Genomic DNA, 21,819 nt, shown 5'->3' with positions numbered 1-21,819 from the left:
TGATTTGTAACGCTTAATGATAATAATTATTATTATCAGAAATAATAAAAAAGCAATAGTCTTGACATTATTATAGAGGAATTTAAATTTTTTATATATAAATAATAATTATAATAATAATGAAACATTTATATATAAAAAAGAATTCAGATGGCTGATAAGTAATAAGTTAGGTATTTTCAACAATTGTGATGGAAGCCTCGGGAACTCTTTGCAATTGGATAATATCCTTGTCTATATTTTCAAGAGATGTTGTGTCTGTATTATTGATTTGTCTTATGGCATGAAAATTGATGCATGAATTTTTAAGGGAATATCTTATTTTTATGACCTTCCATAGTTGATCAAGATAAAAAATGATATTTCCACAATTAATGTTTTGTACGGGGATATCTCTTACATTTATTTTAGAAGGCATAGTATTTCCTATCATAGTGTAAGTATAAGATTTGTGTTTTGTTTTATAAAGGTTGTTTGTAGTTTTAATTTAGTTATATTTGTTTTCTTTTAATAAAGGTATTTATTTAATAAAATTAAAGAGTATATTTGAATATTTTAAATAAGAATGAGTAGATAAAAATATCAGCAAAAACTTATTGCAATTTTTAGAAACAAAATTTTTTATTTTAATTGAAATGGGTTATTTTATTTAGAAAATATTATAACTTGTAAAAAACTGTAGAATTTAAGTTATGACAGTAGAGATGGCTCTTGGAATATTCCCGTTATTTGTTTATGGATTATTAGTTGTAATAATGATCTTGATAATTATTTTTCAATTTTTTTTAAAAAGGAGAAAGTAATCCTAATCAAGTTTGACGTGAATAGATTCTATTAAATTTTCAAACATTTCCGTTGTTAATAATCTGGTACTCGTATTATATTTTGATACATGATAGCTGTCGACCAGCGATATTTTTTCATTTAGTTGAATATATTGTCCATGCTTGAATTTCACTTTAGAATTCGAAATGTTAAAACATGACAAAATATTGTTATGTGCAATTACACCCAACGCCAAAATAATTTTTAAATTCATCATATTTTCAATTGCTGATTTCAAATAAGGGCGACAGTTTTTTTCCTCTTGCGTTGTGGGTTTATTTTGAGGTGGTACGCAACGAACGGCATTCAAGATTTTACAATTGATCAGGGTCAAACCATCATTGGGATCAGCCTGATAAGTTCCAGAGGCAAATTTGTATTTGATAAGAGTATTGTAGAGTAAAATGCCTGCATAATCTCCCGTGAAAGGACGCCCGGTCAAGTTTGCCCCTTTTAATCCCGGAGCTAGACCAACAATAAGTAATTCTGAATCAATATTCCCCCAGGTTGGAACAGGTGCATTCCAGCCTGTAGGAAATTTTTCTTTATTTTCTTCTCTAAAATTTTTAAGACGAGGACAAATGCTACAATTTATGTCAGGTGTTAAATTTATCATGAAATCAAATATTTTTTGAAAAAATAGACTGTAATAAAATTGGATATAAAGATTATGTATAGTTATTGTTGGGCTTCATTTGGCCGTCGAGTGAACTCGGGTGCAATGCTTGTTAATTCAATAAATTGATCGGCTTGTCTTCTTAATTCATCACCAATCATGGGTGGGTTGGTTTTGATAGAAGATACGACAGAAACACGTACCCCCTGTCGTTGAACGGATTCAACAAGGCGTCGTAAATCGGCATCACCACTGAATAATATGGCATGATCAATTTTTGGAGCAATTTCCATCATATCGACAGCCAATTCAATATCCATGCTTCCTTTTACCCTTCGCCGACCATTTTGGTCTGTAAATTCACGGGCATTCTTGGTAACCAGAAGAAACCCATTATAGGCCAACCAGTCAGTCAGGGGTTTTAATGGAGAATATTCTTCTGTATCTAGGACGGCAGAATAATAATAGGCACGAATGACGTTACATTGTTTTTTAAAAAAATTGAGTAAATTTCTGTAATCGACATCAAAATTCAGATTACGTGATGCGGAATAAAGGTTTGCTCCATCGATAAATAAGCAGACCTTTTCATTATTTTTAAGAAACATTTATAAGCACCTTAAAATTTTTGAAAGCAGGAGTTAAATAAGAATAAAAATCGTTATACATAATTTGTTTTATCAGTTATATCAACATTTTATAGGTTATATCAATTTTACATTAAAAGGCGAGATATTTTGTATCCTTGTGATGTAAATTTATTTATTTAGGTAATTATTACAAAACTATGATTATTATTTCAGTAGGAAGCAACCTTCCAGGAGCATGGGGAGACAACCCTTATGAAATGTGTCAAAAAGCATTTTATTATTTGGGTAAAAAACTTAATGATACCTCCATGATCGTTTCTCCAATGTACCAAACTACACCAATTCCGCCGTCATCTCAACCTTTATATATAAATGGTGTCATATTGTTTGATAGTCAAATTCCATGCGAAGATTTACTGTCAATTTTAAATGATTTGGAGGACAAAGCAGGTAGAATACGTCAAAAGATAAATGAATCTCGCCCGCTTGACCTCGATATAATCGCATATCATAACAAAATCATCAAAGATTCATCACGATTGATCGTGCCGCATCCACGGGCACATTTAAGGGCTTTTGTTTTATATCCCTTAAAAGATGTATTGCCAAATTGGGTTCATCCCGAAAGCAAGAAATCACTTGATGAATTAATATCAGAACTACCACCTGATCAGGGTATTGAACCTTACATTTGATTTCTTGATAAAAATATGATATTGGTAAAATCCTTTTGAATCTGGAGATTAATTTGAATGGCACGCGTTACTGTAGAAGATTGTGTTGAAAAAATTCCTAATCGTTTTGAATTGGTGCTTTATGCTTCACAACGAGCACGCAACATTTCAAGAGGTGAGGCGTTAACTATAGATCGTGACAATGATAAAAATCCAGTGGTTGCCCTAAGAGAAATTGCAGATGAAAAAATTGATCTTGCAACAATTAAAAATGATATTATCCGTACCCTGACTCGTGCTCCTGAACCTGAACCAGTGGAGGAAGAGGTTGCAGATCTGATCCCAGCGGAAAAAAATATCTTTGGCCTTCAAGATGTTTCAATCGAGGAAGAACAGGCTAAACCGACAAATTCCTTTGAGAACATTAATCAAATAATGCATGAATTGGATCGTCGTCGTATGGCTTCTGAAAATAAAGAGGAATAATTTAATTTTATTTTTCAGTTTTATAATCTATAAAATTAAATAAGAGTGTCATTTAATTTTTGGATTATAAGTGGAAAATATCAGCTTTCCCATAGCCTTGAGTGAAAGCAATCAAATTGATTGCGCTGGACTAATTGATCGTATTCGGAAATATGAGCCGGAGGCGAATGTTGCTTGTGTAGAGAAAGCTTTTAGAATTTCTGTTCAAGCACACGAGAAACAGTATCGTGACAATGGGGCTCCATATATTACACATCCTTTGGCTGTGGCAAATATTTTGGCTCATATGAAAGTTGACATTGCCTCTATCGTAACAGGTCTTTTGCATGATACGATAGAAGATACAGAAATTACCCGAGAATTTATAGAAAAAGAATTCAGCAAGGTTGTTGCAGATTTGGTGGATGGCGTTACCAAACTGACAAGGCTTGAATTACAATCTGATAAGACAAAACAAGCTGAAAATTTTCGTAAACTTGTCTTGGCGATGTCCAAGGATATACGTGTATTGATTGTCAAGCTTGCTGATCGTCTGCATAACATGCGTACTTTACACTATGTTCAAAGACTAGATCGTAGGCAGCGTATTGCTCGTGAAACAATGGATATTTACGCGCCATTGGCTGAACGTATCGGAATGGATAATGTGAAAAGGGAATTGCAAAATATTGCATTTTCTGTTTTGGAACCTGAGGCAGATGCTTCTATTAAAGCGCGTTTAAATTTCTTGCGTGGACAGGGTGCAGATATTATTGAGGAAGTCTGTGCCGAGCTTAAGGCAATCTGCCAAAAGGGTGGGTTGAAGCAGGTCGAGGTAACGGGAAGGGAAAAATCTTGTTACTCTATTTGGGAAAAAATGCAGCGAAGGCAGGTTACCTTTGAACAGCTTTCCGACATAATGGCATTTCGAATTGTGGTTGAAACCAAAGAGGATTGTTATACAGCCCTTGGTATAGTGCATAGTCATTACCCTGTTGTAGCCGGACGTTTTAAAGACTATATTTCAGCGCCCAAGGCCAATGGTTATCAGAGTATTCATACGGGGGTAACCTTGCGTTTTCCTCGCAATCAGAAAATTGAAATTCAAATCCGTACAAGAGAGATGCATGATATTGCTGAAAATGGTGTTGCGTCTCATTGGATATATAAGCAGCTGCCGATTATTAACAAAAACAGTAAAAATAATGACCAGGTTATTGGCATTGCTGCCAAGATGAAAAAATTACGCTGGGTTCAGGATCTTCTTGAAATTCTTGAAGATTCAACAGCCCCAGATGAATTTTTGGAAAATACGAAGCTGGAATTATATCAGGATCTCGTTTTTTGTTTCACACCGAAAGGGGAATTGATCCAGCTACCAAGAGGAGCGACACCTGTCGACTTTGCCTATGCGGTTCATAGTCAGGTTGGGGATCGTTGTGTTGGTGCAAAAGTGAATGGACGACTTATCCCCTTGCGCCAAAAATTAAAAAATGGTGATCAAGTGGAAATTATGACTGCACGGGAAGGTAACCCTTCTCCATCCTGGGAAAGATTTGTAGTTACTGGAAAAGCGAGAGCTCGAATTCGTCATTTTGTAAGTAATCAACAAAAAGAATTAAAAATGGAGGCTGGACGCGTTGCGTTGGCTAAGGCTTTTCGGCAGGAAGGTGTTGATGGATCACAAAAAATTCTTGAAACTGTTTTGAAGAATTTTAAACAAACCTCTCTTGATGAATTATATATAGCGGTGGGTAGTGATAATATTTCTGCCAAAGATATAGTATATGTTGCTTACCCAGAATTAAAACCTATTAAACGTGCCCCTCGTTTTGTGCCCGGGTTAAGCGATAAAGGCCGTATTAGCCAAAATAAAAATAAAGACGATCATAAATTCTCTTCCCCATTGAAAGGTATGGATAAGGGAATTGTGGTTCATTTTGCGGGTTGCTGTCATCCAATTCCCGATGATGCCATTGTTGGTATTGTTGCAACAGGTAAGGGGATCACTATTCATCGCAAGGAATGTTCAACATTAAACAGTTTTTCTGCTACCCCAGAACGTTTTATGAGTTTGGATTGGGACTATGATATATTAAACCAGGTGAATAGACAGAAAAATTATACAGCGCGTATTAAAATTGTAGCGGAAAACGACAACGTCATTCTGGCAACTATTGCCAATCGTATTGTTCAGTATGATGGCTCTTTGATAAATTTGAAAATTGTTAACCGACATATGGATTTCATCGAAATTCTTTTGGATGTGGAAGTTAAAGACCTTACACATTTAAATCAGGTTATCAATGGTTTGCAAATGGTCAAGGGGATTGTTCATGTTGAACGATCATGTTCATGATTAATGGAGAAATAAAGTGATTATTGGTATTGGGTCAGATTTATGTGACATTCGTCGTATTGAAAAAGTCATTACACACCATAAGGAACGTTTTCTTCATCGTATATTTACTGATAAAGAGATAAAAAAGGCTGAAATGCGATCAGACAAACTTAAGTCTGGAACTTATGCCAAGCGGTGGGCAGCAAAGGAGGCCTGTGCCAAGGCATTGGGTACGGGATTTACAGAAGAGGTTTTTTACAAGGATATTGAAATTGTCAATAACGAAAAAGGTAAACCAACATTAAGATTATATAATGGCGCTTTCAGATCTTTACAAAAATTAATTGATAAAAATAAAAAAACGAATATTTTACTGACCATGAGTGATGAATATCCTTATGCATTTGCGCAAGTTATTATTGAAATGCTTCCAATGAATACCGTAAATGAACAGTGATCGTGAAACTTTGAAATACCGCATCTAAATCGGGCACCTAATCAGGAATTTAACAAGATAGAATGTTTATATGGAAAATAATCAGGATAAGATAAATAAACCTGTAAAAGATACAGGAAATAATGAAAAACATGTTTCAATATGGCATCAGATCAAGGAATTGATTTCTACTATCTTTTGGGGTGGTCTTATTATTCTTGTTATACGCATTTTACTATTCGAGCCCTGCAATATCCCATCTGGTTCAATGATCCCGACCCTTTTGGTTGGGGATTATATTTTTGTTAGTAAATATAGTTATGGGTATTCTCGCTATTCCTTACCTTTCTATCATCCGGATCTTAAAGGCAGGCTATGGTATAAAGCTCCGAAAAGAGGAGATGTAGCTGTTTTCAGAAGTACTAAGCCTCCCTACGATTACTACGTAAAAAGAATTATTGGTTTGCCGGGAGATACTGTTCAGGTAAAAAATAGTGTTTTATACGTAAATGGCAAGGCCGTTGAACGTCAATTTAGAGGAAAATATCACTATAAAGAGAATTCTTCTGTTCCTGTTGAAGTGGATCATCGATTTACTGAATTCCTACCAGCCAATAGTAAAATTGTTAAACACGATATTCTGCAAAAAGATTTTGATGAATATGAACAATCTCCCTATTTATGGAATGGGGAATTAAACGTAAATAATACTGTTATCTACAAGGTGCCTCAGGGACATTTTTTCGCTATGGGTGATAATCGTGAACATAGTGCGGACAGTCGATTCACAGATCCTAATTCGCCAGATTATCTTGGATATGTCCCAATTGATCACTTAATCGGGAAAGTGCAGTTTATTTTTTATTCTTATGATAGTCAGCATCCAGTTTGGCAATTTTGGTATTGGCCAGTTGAAATACGTTGGGATAGATTGTTTAAAGTGGTAAAATGACAAAAATAACTATTAACTCCCTGAATTCTTCTGAAAAAGAACTTGAAAATAAACTGGGATATGAATTTGTAAAAAAGTCATTGTTCCGAAAGGCTTTAACCCATCGTTCCGCAGTGTATGAGCAAAAATATGCACATAAAAAAAGGAAAAGAGCCCGGTCAAATGAACGGTTGGAGTTTATTGGTGACCGTGTTTTAGGATTGGTGATGGCGGAATGGTTATTGGAACGTTTTCCGGATGAGCAGGAAGGTGATCTTGGACCTCGTCATGCTAATCTTGTGTCCAAAACAGTTTTGGCAAAAATAGCATCAAAACTTGAAATTCATAACAGTATTCATGTTGCGTCACATGAAGAAAAAGCCGGGGTCAATTATACCGAAAGTGTTCTGGCTGATGCTGTAGAGGCTATTTTGGGGGCGATGTATCTTGATGGAGGACTTGAACCTGTCAGAAAATTCGTCCGTAAATTATGGGTTGATATTATGAAAGCGCAGGCGCTGCCTCCCAAAGATTCAAAAACAGCATTGCAAGAATGGCTGTTGACAAGAGGATTGCCTTTACCAGTATATGAATTGGTTTCCCAGGAGGGTCCGTCCCATACGCCTGTATTTATTATAAACGTCAAGGCACAAAATATGGAGGGACAAGGTAAAGGGGGAAGCAAAAGAAGTGCACAGAGTGCGGCAGCCAAGGATTTGCTGGGCAAACTAAATAAGGTTAATAAAATCAAGAGACAGGGTAATAAGTGATGCGTTGCGGTTTTGTTGCATTAATAGGCGCACCAAATGCTGGTAAATCAACTTTGTTAAATCAAATGGTAGGGGCGAAATTGTCAATTGTCAGCCCCAAGGCACAAACAACAAGAATGAGGATATTGGGAATTGTTATGCATCAGCAATCTCAAATTCTTTTGGTCGATACACCAGGTATATTTAAGCCTAAAAGACGTCTGGACGAATTGATGGTTTCAAATGCCTGGACCGGTGCGGTGGATTCAGATATAACCCTTTTTATTCTGGATGCACATAATGGATTAAATGAAGAGATTAACCTTATAATTCAAAAATTGAAGGAAACTAGCCGCCGTATTTGGTTGGTATTAAATAAAATTGATAAAATTATCCCCCAGAAACTGTTACCTCTTGCAGATCAGGTTAATAGTTTACTTTCAATAGAACGTAGTTTTATGGTGAGTGCGAAAAAGGGGAATGGTGTAAATGATTTAATAGAAGCACTGGCAAAAGAGGTTCCTGAAGGGCCATGGCTATATCCAGATGATGATTTGACCAATTTGCCAGACCGGTTGCTTGCTGCCGAGTTGGTGCGTGAACAAATTTTTATGAAGACTCATGAAGAAATTCCTTATGCAATAACCGTTGAAACAGAAAGTTTCAAAGAAAAATCTGATCATTCAATACGGGTTGATTTGGTAATATATGTCTCTAAACCCAATCACAAAGCGATTATAATTGGGCATCAAGGACAAAAAATACGAATGATCGGTGAACGGGCCCGAAAAGAACTTTCTCGTTTATTGGAACGGCCATGTCACGTTTTTTTAACAGTTAAGGAAAGAAAGAATTGGGATAGTGAAAATAATCGATTAAAAGCCATAGGGCTTGATCTTTCATAGGGTAAGCATTGTTTGTTAATCAATTAAAATTTATTTTCATTCTTTCAAAATTTTAATGGCTGATATAATATCTTTAACCACTTAAAAAAACTTTATTTACAATGTGAATTTATAATGGTTTCTTCAGAAAAAATTGTTCCTAAACGAGTTTTATTGAAAATTTCAGGTGAGGCTTTACTGGGTGAAGGTAGTTATGGTATCGATCCAAAAGTTGCAAACGCTATTGTAAGCGATATCGCCAATGTTGTTAAGTCTGGTGTGGAAGTTTGTTTGGTAATCGGTGGTGGCAATATTTTTCGTGGCATGACTGCAGCCTCCAAGGGAATAGATCGTGTTCATGGTGATTATGCTGGAATGCTGGCTACAGTGATTAACGCAATTGTTTTGCATAATGTTTTGGAACAGCATCATATTGAAAGCTGTATCATGTCGGCGATTGATATTCCTCAGATTGCAGAAAATTATGTAAGAAACAAGGCCATTTCACATATAAAACAGGGACGGGTGGTTATTTTTGCGGCGGGTACGGGAAATCCCTATTTTACTACGGATACAGCTGCAGCGTTGCGAGCCATAGAGATGGGATGTGATATTATGCTGAAAGGGACACAGGTTGATGGTGTCTATGATAGCGACCCCAAGAACAATCCTGATGCCAAAAGATATGATACAATCACCTATTCTGAGGCTCTCATCAAGGAATTAAATATCATGGATGCGACGGCTTTTAGTCTGGCTCAGGATAATAAGTTGCCAATGATAGTGTTTAATGTACACAAAGAGGGCAATTTTGAAAATGTGTTATTGGGGAATGGTGTTTGTACCAGAGTGGTTGCTTCTTCTTCAAATCATAAGTAAAAGATAAATTAAATAATCTTAATAATTTTAAAAGGTGTTGATGTGGTTGATGATATTAATAGTTTAAAGCAGGATCTGACACGACGTATGCAGAGTGCTATTGAATCTTTTAAGCATGATCTGGCAGGGTTGCGTTCAGGACGTGCAACTCCGGCCTTGCTGGAGCCTATTCGCGTTGATGCTTATGGAAGCATTACACCAATTACTCAGGTCGCTTCCATTACAGCGCCAGAATCACGAATGTTATCTGTTCAAATATGGGACAAGACGCTAGTATCCGCTGTAGACAAGGCGATAAGGGAAAGTGGGTTGGGATTAAATCCTATTCCTGACGGGCAATTAATTAGAGTGCCTATTCCACAGTTGACTGAAGAGCGACGTAATGAAATGGTTAAGGCTGCAAGCCGATATGCTGAAAATGCAAAAATTGCGGTGAGGGGTGTTCGTCGTGATGGAATGGACAAAACCAAAGCTGCTGAAAAAAAAGGTGAAATCAGCCAAGATGATGTAAAAGATTGGTCTGATGAAATTCAGAAAATAACTGATCAGTATGTCAATAAAATTGATGAGGTTTTTGCTGAAAAAGAACGTGACATTAAACAGGTATAGATCATAAACATCAGGTTGATAATTAATGGTTTTACCTACTGTTCATGATAATGTCAAAATATCATCAACAATGGATGATTGTGAAATACCCCAACATGTTGCGATCATTATGGATGGCAACAGTCGTTGGGCAACTGCAAGAGGGTTGCCGAGAATTGCCGGACATCGTGCAGGTGCACAGGCGGTCAAACGCAGTATAGAATTTGCTATTGAAAAAAAGATAAAATGGTTGACTCTTTATGCGTTTTCTTCTGAAAATTGGCAAAGAACACCAGAGGAAGTCTCAGATTTAACCGGCCTCTTGAAATTTTACCTTAAAAGCGAAGTTAAAAAGCTTCATAAGCAGAATATTCGTATTCGTATAATTGGTGATATTACACGTTTTGATCAAAATCTTCAAAACGATTTGCATGCAGTGGAATATTTGACAAAGAATAATGATGCGCTTGTCCTGACTTTAGCTCTTTCCTATGGAGGGAGAGGAGAAGTTATTCAGGCAGTTAAGAAAATTTGTCAGGATCGGGTTGACAAGTTGCTTGATTTACGGGACATAACAGAAGATTTATTTGCATCATATCTTTTTACGGCAGATATACCAGATCCAGATCTTATTTTACGAACAAGTGGTGAAAGCAGATTATCGAATTTTCTTTTATGGCAGGCCGCTTATGCTGAATTAATTTTCATTGATACGCTTTGGCCAGACTTTGACAAAAAGGATTTTGATAGGGTTATAGATATTTATATTCGTCGGGAACGACGTTTTGGTGTCAGACCGGGATTAGAAGATAGTGAATAATAATCAACAAGCTTCCTGGCAGGATTTGCCTGTACGAATTGTTTCTGCAGTGATTATTGTTCCTGTTGCTTTGATTTGTATCGTATGGGGTGAATGGTATTACATCGGTATGATTTCCATTATAAGTATCGTAATGGTATATGAATGGGAAAATCTTTTTAAAATAAGTTATAAAAATTTTAAAGGATGTCTGTTTTTATTTTGGCCGGTTATAGCCTATTGCGCCGCCCTTGAAGGGATGTGGACACAATCACTTTATATCATATTGGGGTTTGCCTTTATCTTTGGACCGCAATTATGGTTGGGATCAGTGATTATCGGTGGCGCTGGTTTATCTTTATTATGGCTACGGTTTATGACAGGCTTTCAAACTTGGATGATCATCTGGATTGTTTCGGTTGTTATTGCAAGTGACAGTTGTGCCTATCTTGTTGGAAAACTTGTTGGTGGTCCCAAACTTATTCCTTCTGTCTCTCCTGGCAAAACCTGGTCAGGGGCTATAGGTGGATTGATTGGTGCTGGCTGCGTCGGTGCCTGTATCATTGGATATTTGAATCAAGGAATTGAACATTCCTATCTTATCGGATGTGTTTTGAGTGTTCTTATCGGTATTATGGCGCAAATTGGTGATTTGCTTGAAAGTAAACTTAAACGTATTTTAGGTGTTAAAGATTCAGGCAAAATCATTCCGGGACATGGGGGGGTTCTGGATCGTTGCGATGCTTTGTTGACAGTATCAATTTTGGTTGCTCTTCTTACTTTCTTCCTGCCATCTGAAATAGAGGGTGTCAAATGGAATGGTGGATCGCTAGCTAATAATCAATTAATATTTAATATAAAACCTAATATACCTTTATATTTGTTTAAATAATAAAGGGAGCATTCTGGTTTTGGACATGAAGAGGATTTTCAGGAAATGAAGACGGTTTCAATATTGGGTTGTACAGGAAGTATTGGGTGTTCGACAGTTGATCTCTTGTTGCAAGATCCCCAGGCGTTCAAAACGATTGCCTTGATTGGGGGCAAGAATTTTAAAAGACTTGCTGAACAGGCAATTAAGCTTAATGCTGAATATGCTGTTATTGCAGATGATCAATTTTTACCACAATTGAAAGAATTGCTGAATTCTTTTCCTGTAAAGGTAATGGGGGGACGTCAGGCTGTCTTGGAAGCGGCAGCTATTCCTGTTGATTGGACAATGGCGGCTATTACCGGTGCCATTGGCTTGGAACCAACTTTGGCCGCCGTTAAAAACGGTCGTTATGTTGCCTTGGCTAACAAAGAGGCCTTGGTTTCAGCTGGAGATGTAATGTTAAAGGCCGTGAAAGAGGCCGGCGCGACATTACTTCCTGTTGATTCCGAGCATAATGCCGTTTTTCAGTCAATGGCGGACAAACAATATAATGCAATCGAAAAAATTATTCTTACCGCCTCTGGTGGGCCATTTCGAAAATTTTCCCTTGAAGAGATGAAAAATGTTTCACTAGATCAGGCTTTAAAACATCCGACATGGACGATGGGTGCCAAGATTACCATTGATTCAGCAACAATGTTTAATAAAGGGTTGGAAATTATTGAGGCGGCTAGGTTGTTTTCCGTAAGCGAGAATAAAATTGATGTTTTAATCCACCCCCAATCCATTGTACACAGTATGGTACAATATGAAGATGGAAGTATCTTGGCACAACTTGGTTCTCCAGATATGAGAATTCCAATTGCTCACACTCTGGCGTGGCCGAAGAGAATGTATTCAAATGTTGAACGATTGAATCTTGCCAAGGCAGGAAAGTTGGATTTTGAAGCACCTGACGAAACAAGATTTCCAGCTTTAAGATTGGCGCGTGAATCCTTGAAAGCTGGTAAATGTGCGCCAACTATTCTATCAGCAGCCAATGAAGTGGCAGTTGATGCATTTCTTCATGAAAAAATTCGTTTTCTTCATATAGCGGTTCTAGTTGAAACCGTCATGCAAAAACTTGGTGCACCGACGGCGAATTCACTAGAAGATGTGTTGCATTGGGATATGGAAGCTCGACGTTGCGCAAAAGAGTGGCTGAACAATTACAATAACTAATCTAAGAAATATAGGGTAAGACTGGATGCATGCGTTTATAGTAACAATTATTTCTTTCATATTTGTATTAGGAGTGCTTGTATTCATTCATGAACTTGGTCATTATTTGGCTGCACGTTGGCGTGGGGTTCATGTCGACGTATTTTCAATTGGTTTTGGCAAACCGCTATATAAATGGCGTGATAAGGTTGGAACCGAATGGCGGTTATGTCCTATTCCGTTGGGTGGTTACGTAAAACCGCATGGATTTGAAGATCCGGAAGATGCCACGGATGAACAAAAAGCAAATTGGATTCCGGGGAAGACATTTCATGCAAAACCTGTATTGGATCGTTCAATCGTTATTTTTGCAGGACCTTTTTTTAATTTTGTTTTAGCCGTGATCCTGTTTGCCGGTGTATTCGCAATTTCAGGTAAACCTTTTATTAAACCAGTGGTGGAAAATATTGTTCCAAATAGTGCTGCCAGTCAAGCTGGTATGAAGCCTCATGATATAATTATTCAAATTGACAAATATAAAAATCCTGATGCTCAATCCCTGGCTTTATTTGCGAAAAAGCATCCGGGAATGACGACAACGGTGATTGTGAAGAGAGAAGGTAAGGAAGTTTCATTGCCGATCATAATTAGTTCAAAATTAATTGACCATAAATCAATAGGGCAGTTGGGAATTGTCATGGGCAGAATTTTTGTTGAAAAACATCGATTGTCAATCGAAGATTCTGTCGTGTATGCATTCCGTGAAACATGGAATATAACCGCTGACACTGTTATTGGACTGGGGCAGATGGTTACCAGACAACGTTCCTTGAGTGAACTGGGCGGACCAATAAAAATAGCCCAGATTTCTGGTCAAGTTGCAGAAAAAGGTTTTGATCAATTAATCTTAATGATGGCAGTCTTATCCATTAATTTAGGCCTTATAAATTTGTTTCCGATTCCAATGTTGGATGGAGGACGGTTATTATTTTATGTTATTGAAGCTGTATATCGTAAACCTGTGCATAAAAAAATTCAGGCATGGGCATTTCAAATCGGTTTCGGATTGATTTTGTTGCTTTTTTTATTTTCAACATATAACGATATATCACAATTGGGTTTGATAAGCTGGTTTACAAGCCACAGTAAATAAATTCTATTCAATTTCTGTAATCAAAAACTTGTAAAAAGGATTAAAAATCGTTACCCCTTTAGTTTAAGAAATAAAATTTGATTTAATTGTTGTATTTCTTGTGATATTGAATTGAATGGATTTGTTTTGGTAATAAAGGGTGGCTGATTTGTCCGGTAAACGTTCGGCGTTGTTTGCTTCTGTATGCATATTTCCTTTTATGTGCGTATCGTTACATGCTCAAACAACAAGTAAAACTTCTTATGCATCTCATCATAAAAAAGCGGATTATCGTCGAAGTTCTATAAAAAAATCCCGTAATAAAAAGCGTTCTGTTGATAATCAAATAACGAAACAGGGCGGCATTATCCAATCAATTGAAGTATATGGAAATGATCGAGTTGAAACCCCGACAGTTCTTTCTTATATGCTGGCTCAACCAGGTGATCCATTTAATAAGGATTTATTGGATCGTTCTTTAAAAACACTTTATGCTACAGGTTTATTCAAAGATATAAGTCTGCATCGTTCCGGCAGTACGTTACAAATCAAGGTTATAGAGAATCCGATTATCAATCGTGTAGCTTATGAGGGTAATTCCAAACTCAAGGATACGGATATTCAGAAATACACTTCCTTGAGGGCGCGTTCTGTTTATTCCCCTTCACTGATTGCTTCTGATCGTCAGCGTATCCTAGCCATGTATGGTGCAAAAGGACGTTATTCAGTAACTGTTACGCCACAAATTATCAACCTGTCTCATAATCGTATTGATGTTGTTTTTAGAATTGATGAGGGTCCTAAAACTTTAATTAAAAAACTTACTTTTGTTGGTAACCATGCATTCAGTGAGGCACGTTTAAGTCAGGTAACCTCTTCAAAAGAAGCTGCGTGGTATCGATTCTTTTCCTCTTCCGATCAGTATAATCCGGAACGTGTCCGTTATGATGCGGAATTGATTCGAAGATTTTATTTACGTAATGGTTATGTCGATTTCAAAATGATCAATGCTACGGGTGAATTATCACCTGACCATAAATCTTTTTACATCACCTATACAATGGAAGAGGGGCCTCAATATCGTCTGGGTAAGGTTGATGCCCGTTCAAATGTTGAAAATGTGACAGCTGAAAAAGTTCAACGGATGATTCCAATACGTAAAGGGCAAATCTATGATGGTAAGGAAATTGATGATTTAGCTAAAGATATTCAGGAAACATTGCAGTCACAGGGACATCCCTTTGCCGTGGTAAGACCCGAAATTGCGCGTAACCCGGAAAAAAAGATTGTTGATCTGCTTTTTGATGTTATGGAAGGGCCGAGGGTTTATGTTGAGAGAATAGACATTAACGGTAATACGGTGACTCAGGATAAGGTTATCCGTCGTGAGTTGCCTATAGCTGAAAATGATCCTTTTACTGATACAACCGAGAAATATATAAAGCAATCAGTTGAGGATTTGGGATATTTCAAAACTGTCAAAGTAGAAAAAAGTAAAGGTTCCGCTCCTGATAAACGAATGGTTTCTGTAAATGTTCAGGAAAAACCAACAGGTGAATTCTCACTAGGGGGAGGATATTCCACGGATTCCGGTGTGTTGGGAAATATAGGGTTAAGGCAGCGTAATTTCCTTGGAACAGGGGTTGATGCGGGAATTAACGGTACGATGGCCTATTATGCTCGACAAGCTGATTTTTCGATAACAGATCCATATTTTCTGGGTAAGAATATGGTCGCGGGGATTGATATATTCTATCTTGAAAATAATTATCAGACTTATCAAAACTATGCCGAAAACAGGTATGGTGCAACTTTTCGTATCGGATACGCGTTTAATAACGTACTGTCACAGCAATGGACATATTCGATTATGGAAAGAAGGGTTCATGATATTTGGAGTCACTCATCTTTCTATATTCTTGATCAAAAAGGTTATTCATTCTTGTCGCAAATTGGTACGACGATTACTTATGACACGAGAGATTCGAGAATGAATCCTCACAGTGGAACCTTGGTTCGCCTAGGTGGAGATTTTGCTGGTGTCGGTGGTGACACGAAATATGTTCGCGGTAAAATTGATGCTGCCCAGTATTTCCCCCTGGATGATTTTACCGGTAATCGTGATTGGACATTGAGTATCAGTGGTGGTGCAGGCTATATAAGCGATATTTCAGGACATAATCATAGAAGCGTTATTGATAACTTTTATCTTGGTGGTAACAATTTGCGTGGTTTCTATGATGGTGGAGTTGGACCAAGAACGCATCCAATCAGTCATGTGGTTGAGGGTAAATCCCATGGTGAGGAAGATTTTCTGGGAGGTCGTTTCATGTACACGGCTTCAGCACAAGTTAATTTTCCCATGCCCGCTTCACGTGATCTGGGTTTAATGGGTCGTTATTTTGTGGATATGGGTGCTTTGGGAGGAATGCGTGTTAAACGTCGTTATACCAATAAAGCAACTGATGGAGATCGTTATACACCGATTTGGGGAAATTCAATGACACCGCGTGTAAGTACTGGTGCTGGTATTTCATGGAAAAGTCCTTTCGGTATGTTGAATGTTGATGTTGGTATACCTATTGTCAAACAGAGACGTGACCGGGTACAACTATTAAGATTTGGTTTTGGACAACAGTTTTAAGGATTTATAATGGCAAAAAATTTAAAGCTTTTTTTAGCAGTGACAGGGTTAATGATTATTCCTTCATTTTCTGGATTTAATAATTCTGTCCATGCCGCAGACGAGAATAATGGATGGTTCATTCCTAAAGGGAGCCAGACAAAACCTGTTATTAATACGCCAAAAACAGTAAAGCATTCCACTGCTAATGTTAGTAAAGCTGTACCGGTTGCTTCTGTTCCTGACACGGATGATTCCGATGAAACCGACATGCAGAATCAAAATCAGCCTGTTTTGCCATTACCACCAATTCCGACACCAGCTCCTATTGCAAAATCCAACCCACCACCACAGGCTGTAATTGGGGTAATCAGTGTTCCGGATGTTATGCGTCAATCAACCGCTTATCTTGAAGCCTCAAAATTATTGGAAGCTCGTAGGGACAATCTGCAACAGGATGTTCAAAAAGAACAAAAAGTTTGGCGTTCGGAACAGCAGCAAATTCAGGCAAAAGCTAGAACAATGACTTCTGAACAAATTCAATCGCGTGCACGTCAGTTACAGGCACGTGTTTTAAAGGCACAAAAGGATTTTCGCAATCGAAGCAGGATTATTCAAGAGGCGGCACAAGTTTCTTTTGGACAGATTGAACGTGAATTGATTCAGATTATTCAGAATGTGGCTTCCAGTCATAATATGAATTTGGTACTACATCGTGAGCAAGTCGCATTAAGCGTTAATGAGCTCGATATTACAAATGATGTTTTAAAAGAGCTTAATAAAAATCTACCATCTGTTTTTGTACCTGCGGCAAATGTCGATCCTGAAGAATTGGCAAAAAGTGGAACAATGCCAACAACAGCGAATCCTGAACCTCAAAAACCTCAGACCAAAGCGGTTGAACCAAAGAAAACAACTAAATAATTAATAAAATCAAGTGTTATTATAAAGTGAATCTGAATACGATTAACAATTGTCCTGGTGATTCTCGTTTTTTTAAAAAGTCTGCACCTATTGCCCTGGAACAGATTATTGGGTCTTCTGAAGCCAAATTTGTTCCAGCATACAATGGTCGAGATAAATCTTTTGATTTAATGGGAATTGCGCCTTTGCAATCAGCCACGCAAAATGAGGTTAGTTTTCTTGATAATAAACGATATATTGACTTGCTATCTCAAACAAAAGCCGGATTAATAATTGTTTCACCTGCTTTTGCAGATAAAATACCCCATCATTCTCATGCTTTGGTAACAAAAAATCCGTATTTGGAATGGGCGAGAATAGCATCTTTGTTTTATCCTAAAAGTTCGGTTCAAGTCGGTATTCATTCTTCTGCCTGTATTGACTCAACTGCCCAGATTGATGATGAAGTTGAAATCCAGGAATTTGTAGTGATAAAGGCAAACGTGAAAATTGGAAAGGGTTCAATTATTGGGTCTCATACTGTTATTGAACAGGGTGTGGAAATTGGTGAAAACTGTCGAATTGGAAGTCATGTTTCTTTGAGCTGTGCAATTCTGGGGAATAGAATTACGTTATATCCAGGAGTTAGGATAGGACAGGATGGATTTGGTTTTGCCATTAGTGAACATGGTTTTTTAAGTGTACCTCAAATAGGTAAAGTTATCCTGAAAGATGATGTTGAAATTGGTTCTAACTCAACAATTGATCGGGGATCGGTAAGAGATACGGTTATTGGTGAAGGATCGAGAATAGATAATCTAGTTCAAATCGGACATAATGTCCAAATGGGAAAATGCTGTATTGTGGTAGCCCAGGCTGGAATATCCGGCTCGACCCGATTGGAGGATTTCGTTACAATTGCTGCACAGGCAGGTTTGATTGGACATATCCATATTGGGGAACATGCCCGAATAGGTGCACAATGTGGTGTAATGTCGGATATTGATGCTAAATCCGATGTAATTGGTAGTCCGGCAATGCCTTTTCGAGAGTTTTTCAGAAATGTTGCTTTTTTAAGGCGTCTTGTTAAGTCGTCTTCAAAAGAAAAAGAATGAACATTCTTGTTTTGCAATAATAATTAATTTTTTCGTTCTTATAATGGTTTGAAAACGTGAATAAAAATCTAGAAAATTCTACAGTTCAATCAGATACAATAAATAGTGAAATCGATATACTTGTTATTGATATCGAGGGAATAATGAAGGCTATTCCGCATCGATATCCATTTTTACTTATTGATCGTGTAGTCGATGTAAAATTGGGAAGCTCTGCAACAGGAATTAAGAATGTTACGGTAAATGATCAGTTTTTTATTGGGCATTTTCCGGGACATCCTGTTATGCCTGGTGTTTTAATAATTGAAGCTATGGCTCAGACGGCAGCGGTTTTGGTTGTAAAAACACTCGGAAGTGAATTCGAAGGTAAACTTGTATATTTTATGACTGTGGATAGCGCGAAATTCAGAAAGCCGGTTGTTCCAGGGGATCAATTGCATATTCATGTGGAAAAAGAACGTAACCGTGCAAATGTCTGGAAATTTCGCGGTATAGCAAAAGTTAATGGAGTTTCAGTGGCTGAGGCAATTTTCAGTGCCATGATTGTTGGCTAAAAATTCATTTATGGAAATATTTAAAATATAAACTTAATTTTATCATAATTATAAGTATTGAGTTGTTTTAAAGTTTTTTAAGGGGATGGAGGAAACTCTGACAAAAAATATACAAATAAATCGTTCCTCTCGTGATTGTTATATCCATCCATTGGCAATTGTGTCTGAAAAAGCTAAGTTGGGACAGGGAATACATATTGGTCCATGGTGTATTGTTGGTGATGATGTTGTTGTTGAAGATGGTGCAAAACTTATAGCAAATGTCATTGTCGAGGGAAAAACTGTTTTGGGAAAAGATTCAGTCTATTATCCATTCTCTACAATTGGTCTGGCCCCGCAAGATTTGAAATATAAAGGTGAGTTGACAAGCTGTATTATTGGTGCCCGTACCATTGTTCGGGAACAAGTGACAATTCATCGCGGAACAGCTATCGGAAATGGGGTGACCCGCGTAGGTTCCGATTGTCTGATAATGGTTAACTCTCATATTGCACATGATTGCTATTTAGGAGATAGAGTGATCATTGTGAACAATGTTGTTCTAGGGGGGCATGTTCACATAGATGATGATGCACGAATTATGGGATGTGCAGCTATTCATCAATTCGTAAGAATTGGTAGAGGGGCCTTGGTAGGGGGTGTAACAGGAGTTGAATCTGATGTCATACCCTATGGTAGTGTAATAGGTAATCGGGCCCGTTTGGTGGGAATGCATTGGATTTGGCTGAAACGAAATGGGGTTAAAAATCAGGAGTTGCATGCTTTAAGAGGCGTTTATCGAATTCTTTTCCCGAAAGAAAATGAACAAGAAATGGTTTTTGATGAACGGTTGAAATTAGTGCACGAAAAATATGGACATATTGAGCGTGTAAAGGAAATACTGGATTTTATTCAGAATCCGAGCCGACGTGGATTGGTTAAAGTTGGACGCATGATTTCCTCTTCTGAAAATGATGATTAAATATTAGATGGATAAAAACCGACAACAGCCTGTTTTAGGTATCTTGGCAGGAGGAGGACCTTTGCCAGGAAAGGTTGCAGAAGCTGCAAAGAAAAAAGGATATTCTATTTTTATTGTGGCTTTTAAGGATTTTGCAGAACCTCATATTGTCAGCTCTTGGCCACATGAATATGTAAGATTAGCCGCTGCAGGACATATTCTAAATATTTTACGCCAGAATAATTGTAAAGAACTTGTCTTGATTGGACCAGTGAAACGACCATCATTTTTTGATCTTCGTCCAGACCCGGAAGGGGTAAGAATATTAGGAAAAATAGGTAAGGCCCTTTTTGCTGGAGATGATGGATTGCTTGCCTCCCTTGTTCGTGTGCTAAATGAGGAAGGGTTTACAGTACGAGGAGCTCATGAATTTTTACAGCCTGTATATGAGGGAATTTTAGGAGATGTTATTCCAGATAAATTGGCTTTACAGGATATTGCTAAAGGAATTAAAATTAATAAAGTTATAGGAGAGCTTGATATTGGACAGGCATGTATTGTTCAAAATGAATTGGTTATTGCTGTAGAAGCCATGGAAGGAACTGATGCCATGTTAAAACGGGCGAAAGAATGTCAGCAACCAGGTTTGGGCGGCATTTTGATCAAACAGGTCAAACCGAATCAGGAACGAAAAGCCGATATGCCAACCATTGGTCCAAAAACGGTATATAATGCCCATTATTCCGGATTAAGAGGTATCGCCTTCGAGGCAGAGGGAACATTATTAATCCACAAAGACGAAATGGTTGCAATTGCAAATCAAAAAGGCCTGTTTCTGTTAAGCTATAATCCTGTGACATTTGAACAAAAATATTTGCGTAAGGAAAATTGAATGTCAATGTTTTTACATACAATGCTTCGGGTTTTCGATCTTGACAAGTCCATTTCATTTTATAAAACGCTGGGGCTTCATGAAGTGCGTCGTAAGGATGTGCCAGAGGGTAAGTATACATTGGTTTATATGGCCTATCAAGGTAATGACAAAGGTGGGGCAGAACTCGAACTGACCTATAATTGGGGATGTGAAACGCCCTATAATGTGGGAACAGGATTTGGTCATCTTGCTTTTGGTGTTGATGATGTTACCCAATTGGTTGAGAAAATTAGGCAATCGGGTGGCAAAATTACTCGTGAACCAGGACCTGTTAAATTTGGGAAAACATTCATAGCTTTTGTGGAGGATCCAGACGGTTACAAAATTGAACTCATTCAAAATGATTAGAATAAATTATCAATCTTTTTTGTGGAATTTAGATAATCAGAAGTTTTTTCAATAGAACTGGCGATTGATTCTGCTGATTGAATAATTTTTTTATCAGCAGACTTATTGAGGATGATGCGATCGGCCTGTAATAAGGCTGGTGATAACAAGCCCTTAACATCATGTCTTAAAAGTGAAAGTTGTCGATAATGATTGTTTTTAACTTTATATATTTGCGATTGAAACAAGAAATTCATTAGAAAAAGAGTTGCACAAAAAATCAGGCAACCAGATAGCAAAATCAGCTTTATATCTAAATTGTATTTATAGAGTAACATTAAAATTAAATAAACAAAAACGCCTTCAAGCAAATAGACAACATAATTTAATAAATTTTTGCATAAATAGAATTGATTTTTATGAAATGTCATTTTCAAGCA

At 37.3% G+C, this 21,819-nt stretch carries 24 protein-coding genes; 20 read left to right on the top strand and 4 right to left on the bottom strand.

The annotated features are described in order from the left end of the window. Window positions 1–169 precede the first annotated feature (169 nt). The 3 genes from D9V35_RS05650 to D9V35_RS05640 form a co-directional block, all read right to left on the bottom strand. Window positions 170–418, bottom strand: coding sequence for a hypothetical protein (locus tag D9V35_RS05650; RefSeq protein WP_110438167.1), 249 nt, complete (start codon window positions 416–418; stop codon window positions 170–172). Between the two features lie 387 nt (window positions 419–805). Continuing rightward, window positions 806–1,441: a uracil-DNA glycosylase gene (locus D9V35_RS05645; RefSeq protein ID WP_122123718.1), complete on the bottom strand. Its 636-nt coding sequence runs from the start codon at window positions 1,439–1,441 to the stop codon at window positions 806–808. A 62-nt stretch (window positions 1,442–1,503) separates the two neighbouring features. After that, window positions 1,504–2,049: a LabA-like NYN domain-containing protein gene (locus tag D9V35_RS05640; RefSeq protein ID WP_110438165.1), complete on the bottom strand. Its 546-nt coding sequence runs from the start codon at window positions 2,047–2,049 to the stop codon at window positions 1,504–1,506. Between the two features lie 179 nt (window positions 2,050–2,228). Here D9V35_RS05640 and folK point away from each other — a divergent pair, with 179 nt between their 5' ends. The 20 genes from folK (at window position 2,229) to gloA (ending at window position 21,400) form a co-directional block, all read left to right on the top strand. Then, window positions 2,229–2,726 carry a 2-amino-4-hydroxy-6-hydroxymethyldihydropteridine diphosphokinase gene (folK, locus tag D9V35_RS05635; protein ID WP_122123717.1) on the top strand — a complete coding sequence of 166 codons (498 nt, stop codon included), beginning with the start codon at window positions 2,229–2,231 and terminating at the stop codon, window positions 2,724–2,726. Between the two features lie 57 nt (window positions 2,727–2,783). After that, on the top strand, window positions 2,784–3,191 hold the full coding sequence (gene rpoZ / locus D9V35_RS05630) for a DNA-directed RNA polymerase subunit omega (protein WP_110438163.1): 408 nt from the start codon (window positions 2,784–2,786) through the stop codon (window positions 3,189–3,191). Window positions 3,192–3,261: 70 nt separating this feature from the next. Continuing rightward, window positions 3,262–5,529 carry a RelA/SpoT family protein gene (locus D9V35_RS05625; RefSeq protein ID WP_110438162.1) on the top strand — a complete coding sequence of 756 codons (2,268 nt, stop codon included), beginning with the start codon at window positions 3,262–3,264 and terminating at the stop codon, window positions 5,527–5,529. Window positions 5,530–5,545: 16 nt separating this feature from the next. Then, window positions 5,546–5,968 (top strand): holo-ACP synthase, encoded by a 423-nt coding sequence (gene acpS, locus D9V35_RS05620; protein WP_122123716.1) that lies wholly within the window; start codon window positions 5,546–5,548, stop codon window positions 5,966–5,968. Between the two features lie 70 nt (window positions 5,969–6,038). Then, window positions 6,039–6,899: a signal peptidase I gene (lepB, locus tag D9V35_RS05615; RefSeq protein WP_122123715.1), complete on the top strand. Its 861-nt coding sequence runs from the start codon at window positions 6,039–6,041 to the stop codon at window positions 6,897–6,899. Further along, a complete protein-coding gene (rnc, locus tag D9V35_RS05610; protein ID WP_110438159.1) occupies window positions 6,896–7,648 on the top strand; it encodes a ribonuclease III in 753 nt (250 codons plus the stop codon). Before lepB ends, rnc begins: the two co-directional genes overlap by 4 nt. After that, window positions 7,648–8,532, top strand: coding sequence for a GTPase Era (gene era / locus D9V35_RS05605; RefSeq protein WP_122123714.1), 885 nt, complete (start codon window positions 7,648–7,650; stop codon window positions 8,530–8,532). Before rnc ends, era begins: the two co-directional genes overlap by 1 nt. A gap of 114 nt (window positions 8,533–8,646) precedes the next feature. Then, window positions 8,647–9,390, top strand: a complete 744-nt coding sequence (gene pyrH / locus D9V35_RS05600; RefSeq protein WP_110438157.1) for a UMP kinase — start codon at window positions 8,647–8,649, stop codon at window positions 9,388–9,390. Window positions 9,391–9,477: 87 nt separating this feature from the next. After that, on the top strand, window positions 9,478–9,999 hold the full coding sequence (frr, locus tag D9V35_RS05595) for a ribosome recycling factor (RefSeq protein WP_231504077.1): 522 nt from the start codon (window positions 9,478–9,480) through the stop codon (window positions 9,997–9,999). A 25-nt stretch (window positions 10,000–10,024) separates the two neighbouring features. Then, on the top strand, window positions 10,025–10,798 hold the full coding sequence (locus D9V35_RS05590) for an isoprenyl transferase (protein ID WP_122123713.1): 774 nt from the start codon (window positions 10,025–10,027) through the stop codon (window positions 10,796–10,798). Then, a complete protein-coding gene (locus D9V35_RS05585) occupies window positions 10,791–11,669 on the top strand; it encodes a phosphatidate cytidylyltransferase (RefSeq protein WP_162988592.1) in 879 nt (292 codons plus the stop codon). The genes D9V35_RS05590 and D9V35_RS05585 overlap by 8 nt, the downstream gene beginning before the upstream one ends. 45 nt (window positions 11,670–11,714) lie before the next feature. Beyond that, the gene (gene dxr, locus D9V35_RS05580; RefSeq protein WP_122123711.1) at window positions 11,715–12,872 is read left to right on the top strand and encodes a 1-deoxy-D-xylulose-5-phosphate reductoisomerase; all 1,158 of its coding nucleotides are present in this window, start codon (window positions 11,715–11,717) and stop codon (window positions 12,870–12,872) included. Between the two features lie 25 nt (window positions 12,873–12,897). After that, entirely contained in the window at window positions 12,898–14,004 is a 1,107-nt protein-coding gene (gene rseP / locus D9V35_RS05575) for an RIP metalloprotease RseP (RefSeq protein WP_122123710.1), read from the top strand. A gap of 199 nt (window positions 14,005–14,203) precedes the next feature. Next, the gene (bamA, locus tag D9V35_RS05570) at window positions 14,204–16,627 is read left to right on the top strand and encodes an outer membrane protein assembly factor BamA (RefSeq protein ID WP_122124278.1); all 2,424 of its coding nucleotides are present in this window, start codon (window positions 14,204–14,206) and stop codon (window positions 16,625–16,627) included. Between the two features lie 51 nt (window positions 16,628–16,678). After that, window positions 16,679–17,530, top strand: a complete 852-nt coding sequence (locus D9V35_RS05565) for an OmpH family outer membrane protein (protein WP_122124277.1) — start codon at window positions 16,679–16,681, stop codon at window positions 17,528–17,530. 26 nt (window positions 17,531–17,556) lie between these two features. Continuing rightward, the gene (gene lpxD / locus D9V35_RS05560; RefSeq protein ID WP_122123709.1) at window positions 17,557–18,624 is read left to right on the top strand and encodes a UDP-3-O-(3-hydroxymyristoyl)glucosamine N-acyltransferase; all 1,068 of its coding nucleotides are present in this window, start codon (window positions 17,557–17,559) and stop codon (window positions 18,622–18,624) included. A 98-nt stretch (window positions 18,625–18,722) separates the two neighbouring features. Next, the gene (fabZ, locus tag D9V35_RS05555) at window positions 18,723–19,178 is read left to right on the top strand and encodes a 3-hydroxyacyl-ACP dehydratase FabZ (protein ID WP_255412353.1); all 456 of its coding nucleotides are present in this window, start codon (window positions 18,723–18,725) and stop codon (window positions 19,176–19,178) included. A gap of 85 nt (window positions 19,179–19,263) precedes the next feature. After that, complete coding sequence (gene lpxA, locus D9V35_RS05550; protein ID WP_122123708.1) at window positions 19,264–20,139, top strand: acyl-ACP--UDP-N-acetylglucosamine O-acyltransferase; 876 nt, start codon at window positions 19,264–19,266, stop codon at window positions 20,137–20,139. A gap of 7 nt (window positions 20,140–20,146) precedes the next feature. Next, window positions 20,147–21,010, top strand: coding sequence for an LpxI family protein (locus D9V35_RS05545; RefSeq protein WP_122123707.1), 864 nt, complete (start codon window positions 20,147–20,149; stop codon window positions 21,008–21,010). Next, window positions 21,011–21,400, top strand: coding sequence for a lactoylglutathione lyase (gene gloA, locus D9V35_RS05540; RefSeq protein WP_122123706.1), 390 nt, complete (start codon window positions 21,011–21,013; stop codon window positions 21,398–21,400). Here the strand turns inward: gloA and D9V35_RS09355 are convergent. Continuing rightward, on the bottom strand, window positions 21,397–21,627 hold the full coding sequence (locus D9V35_RS09355) for a hypothetical protein (protein ID WP_155565578.1): 231 nt from the start codon (window positions 21,625–21,627) through the stop codon (window positions 21,397–21,399). The genes gloA and D9V35_RS09355 overlap by 4 nt on opposite strands. Window positions 21,628–21,819: the final 192 nt, after the last annotated feature.

Origin of the sequence: Commensalibacter melissae, assembly GCF_003691365.1 — a bacterium.
Classification (GTDB): Bacteria; Pseudomonadota; Alphaproteobacteria; order Acetobacterales; family Acetobacteraceae; genus Commensalibacter; species Commensalibacter melissae.
Note: the sequence above shows the minus strand (reverse complement) of the source record. Positions and strands in the feature narration are given on the sequence as shown.

What these genes read in the sequence shown, in the direction of transcription:
- D9V35_RS05650 (WP_110438167.1), bottom strand. Translation starts at nt 418, where the DNA reads ATGCCTTCTAAAATAAATGTAAGAGATATCCCCGTACAAAACATTAAT.
- D9V35_RS05645 (WP_122123718.1), bottom strand. Translation starts at nt 1,441, where the DNA reads ATGATAAATTTAACACCTGACATAAATTGTAGCATTTGTCCTCGTCTT.
- D9V35_RS05640 (WP_110438165.1), bottom strand. Translation starts at nt 2,049, where the DNA reads ATGTTTCTTAAAAATAATGAAAAGGTCTGCTTATTTATCGATGGAGCA.
- folK (WP_122123717.1), top strand. Translation starts at nt 2,229, where the DNA reads ATGATTATTATTTCAGTAGGAAGCAACCTTCCAGGAGCATGGGGAGAC.
- rpoZ (WP_110438163.1), top strand. Translation starts at nt 2,784, where the DNA reads ATGGCACGCGTTACTGTAGAAGATTGTGTTGAAAAAATTCCTAATCGT.
- lepB (WP_122123715.1), top strand. Translation starts at nt 6,039, where the DNA reads ATGGAAAATAATCAGGATAAGATAAATAAACCTGTAAAAGATACAGGA.
- rnc (WP_110438159.1), top strand. Translation starts at nt 6,896, where the DNA reads ATGACAAAAATAACTATTAACTCCCTGAATTCTTCTGAAAAAGAACTT.
- era (WP_122123714.1), top strand. Translation starts at nt 7,648, where the DNA reads ATGCGTTGCGGTTTTGTTGCATTAATAGGCGCACCAAATGCTGGTAAA.
- pyrH (WP_110438157.1), top strand. Translation starts at nt 8,647, where the DNA reads ATGGTTTCTTCAGAAAAAATTGTTCCTAAACGAGTTTTATTGAAAATT.
- frr (WP_231504077.1), top strand. Translation starts at nt 9,478, where the DNA reads ATGCAGAGTGCTATTGAATCTTTTAAGCATGATCTGGCAGGGTTGCGT.
- D9V35_RS05590 (WP_122123713.1), top strand. Translation starts at nt 10,025, where the DNA reads ATGGTTTTACCTACTGTTCATGATAATGTCAAAATATCATCAACAATG.
- dxr (WP_122123711.1), top strand. Translation starts at nt 11,715, where the DNA reads ATGAAGACGGTTTCAATATTGGGTTGTACAGGAAGTATTGGGTGTTCG.
- rseP (WP_122123710.1), top strand. Translation starts at nt 12,898, where the DNA reads ATGCATGCGTTTATAGTAACAATTATTTCTTTCATATTTGTATTAGGA.
- bamA (WP_122124278.1), top strand. Translation starts at nt 14,204, where the DNA reads ATGTGCGTATCGTTACATGCTCAAACAACAAGTAAAACTTCTTATGCA.
- D9V35_RS05565 (WP_122124277.1), top strand. Translation starts at nt 16,679, where the DNA reads ATGATTATTCCTTCATTTTCTGGATTTAATAATTCTGTCCATGCCGCA.
- lpxA (WP_122123708.1), top strand. Translation starts at nt 19,264, where the DNA reads ATGGAGGAAACTCTGACAAAAAATATACAAATAAATCGTTCCTCTCGT.
- D9V35_RS05545 (WP_122123707.1), top strand. Translation starts at nt 20,147, where the DNA reads ATGGATAAAAACCGACAACAGCCTGTTTTAGGTATCTTGGCAGGAGGA.
- gloA (WP_122123706.1), top strand. Translation starts at nt 21,011, where the DNA reads ATGTCAATGTTTTTACATACAATGCTTCGGGTTTTCGATCTTGACAAG.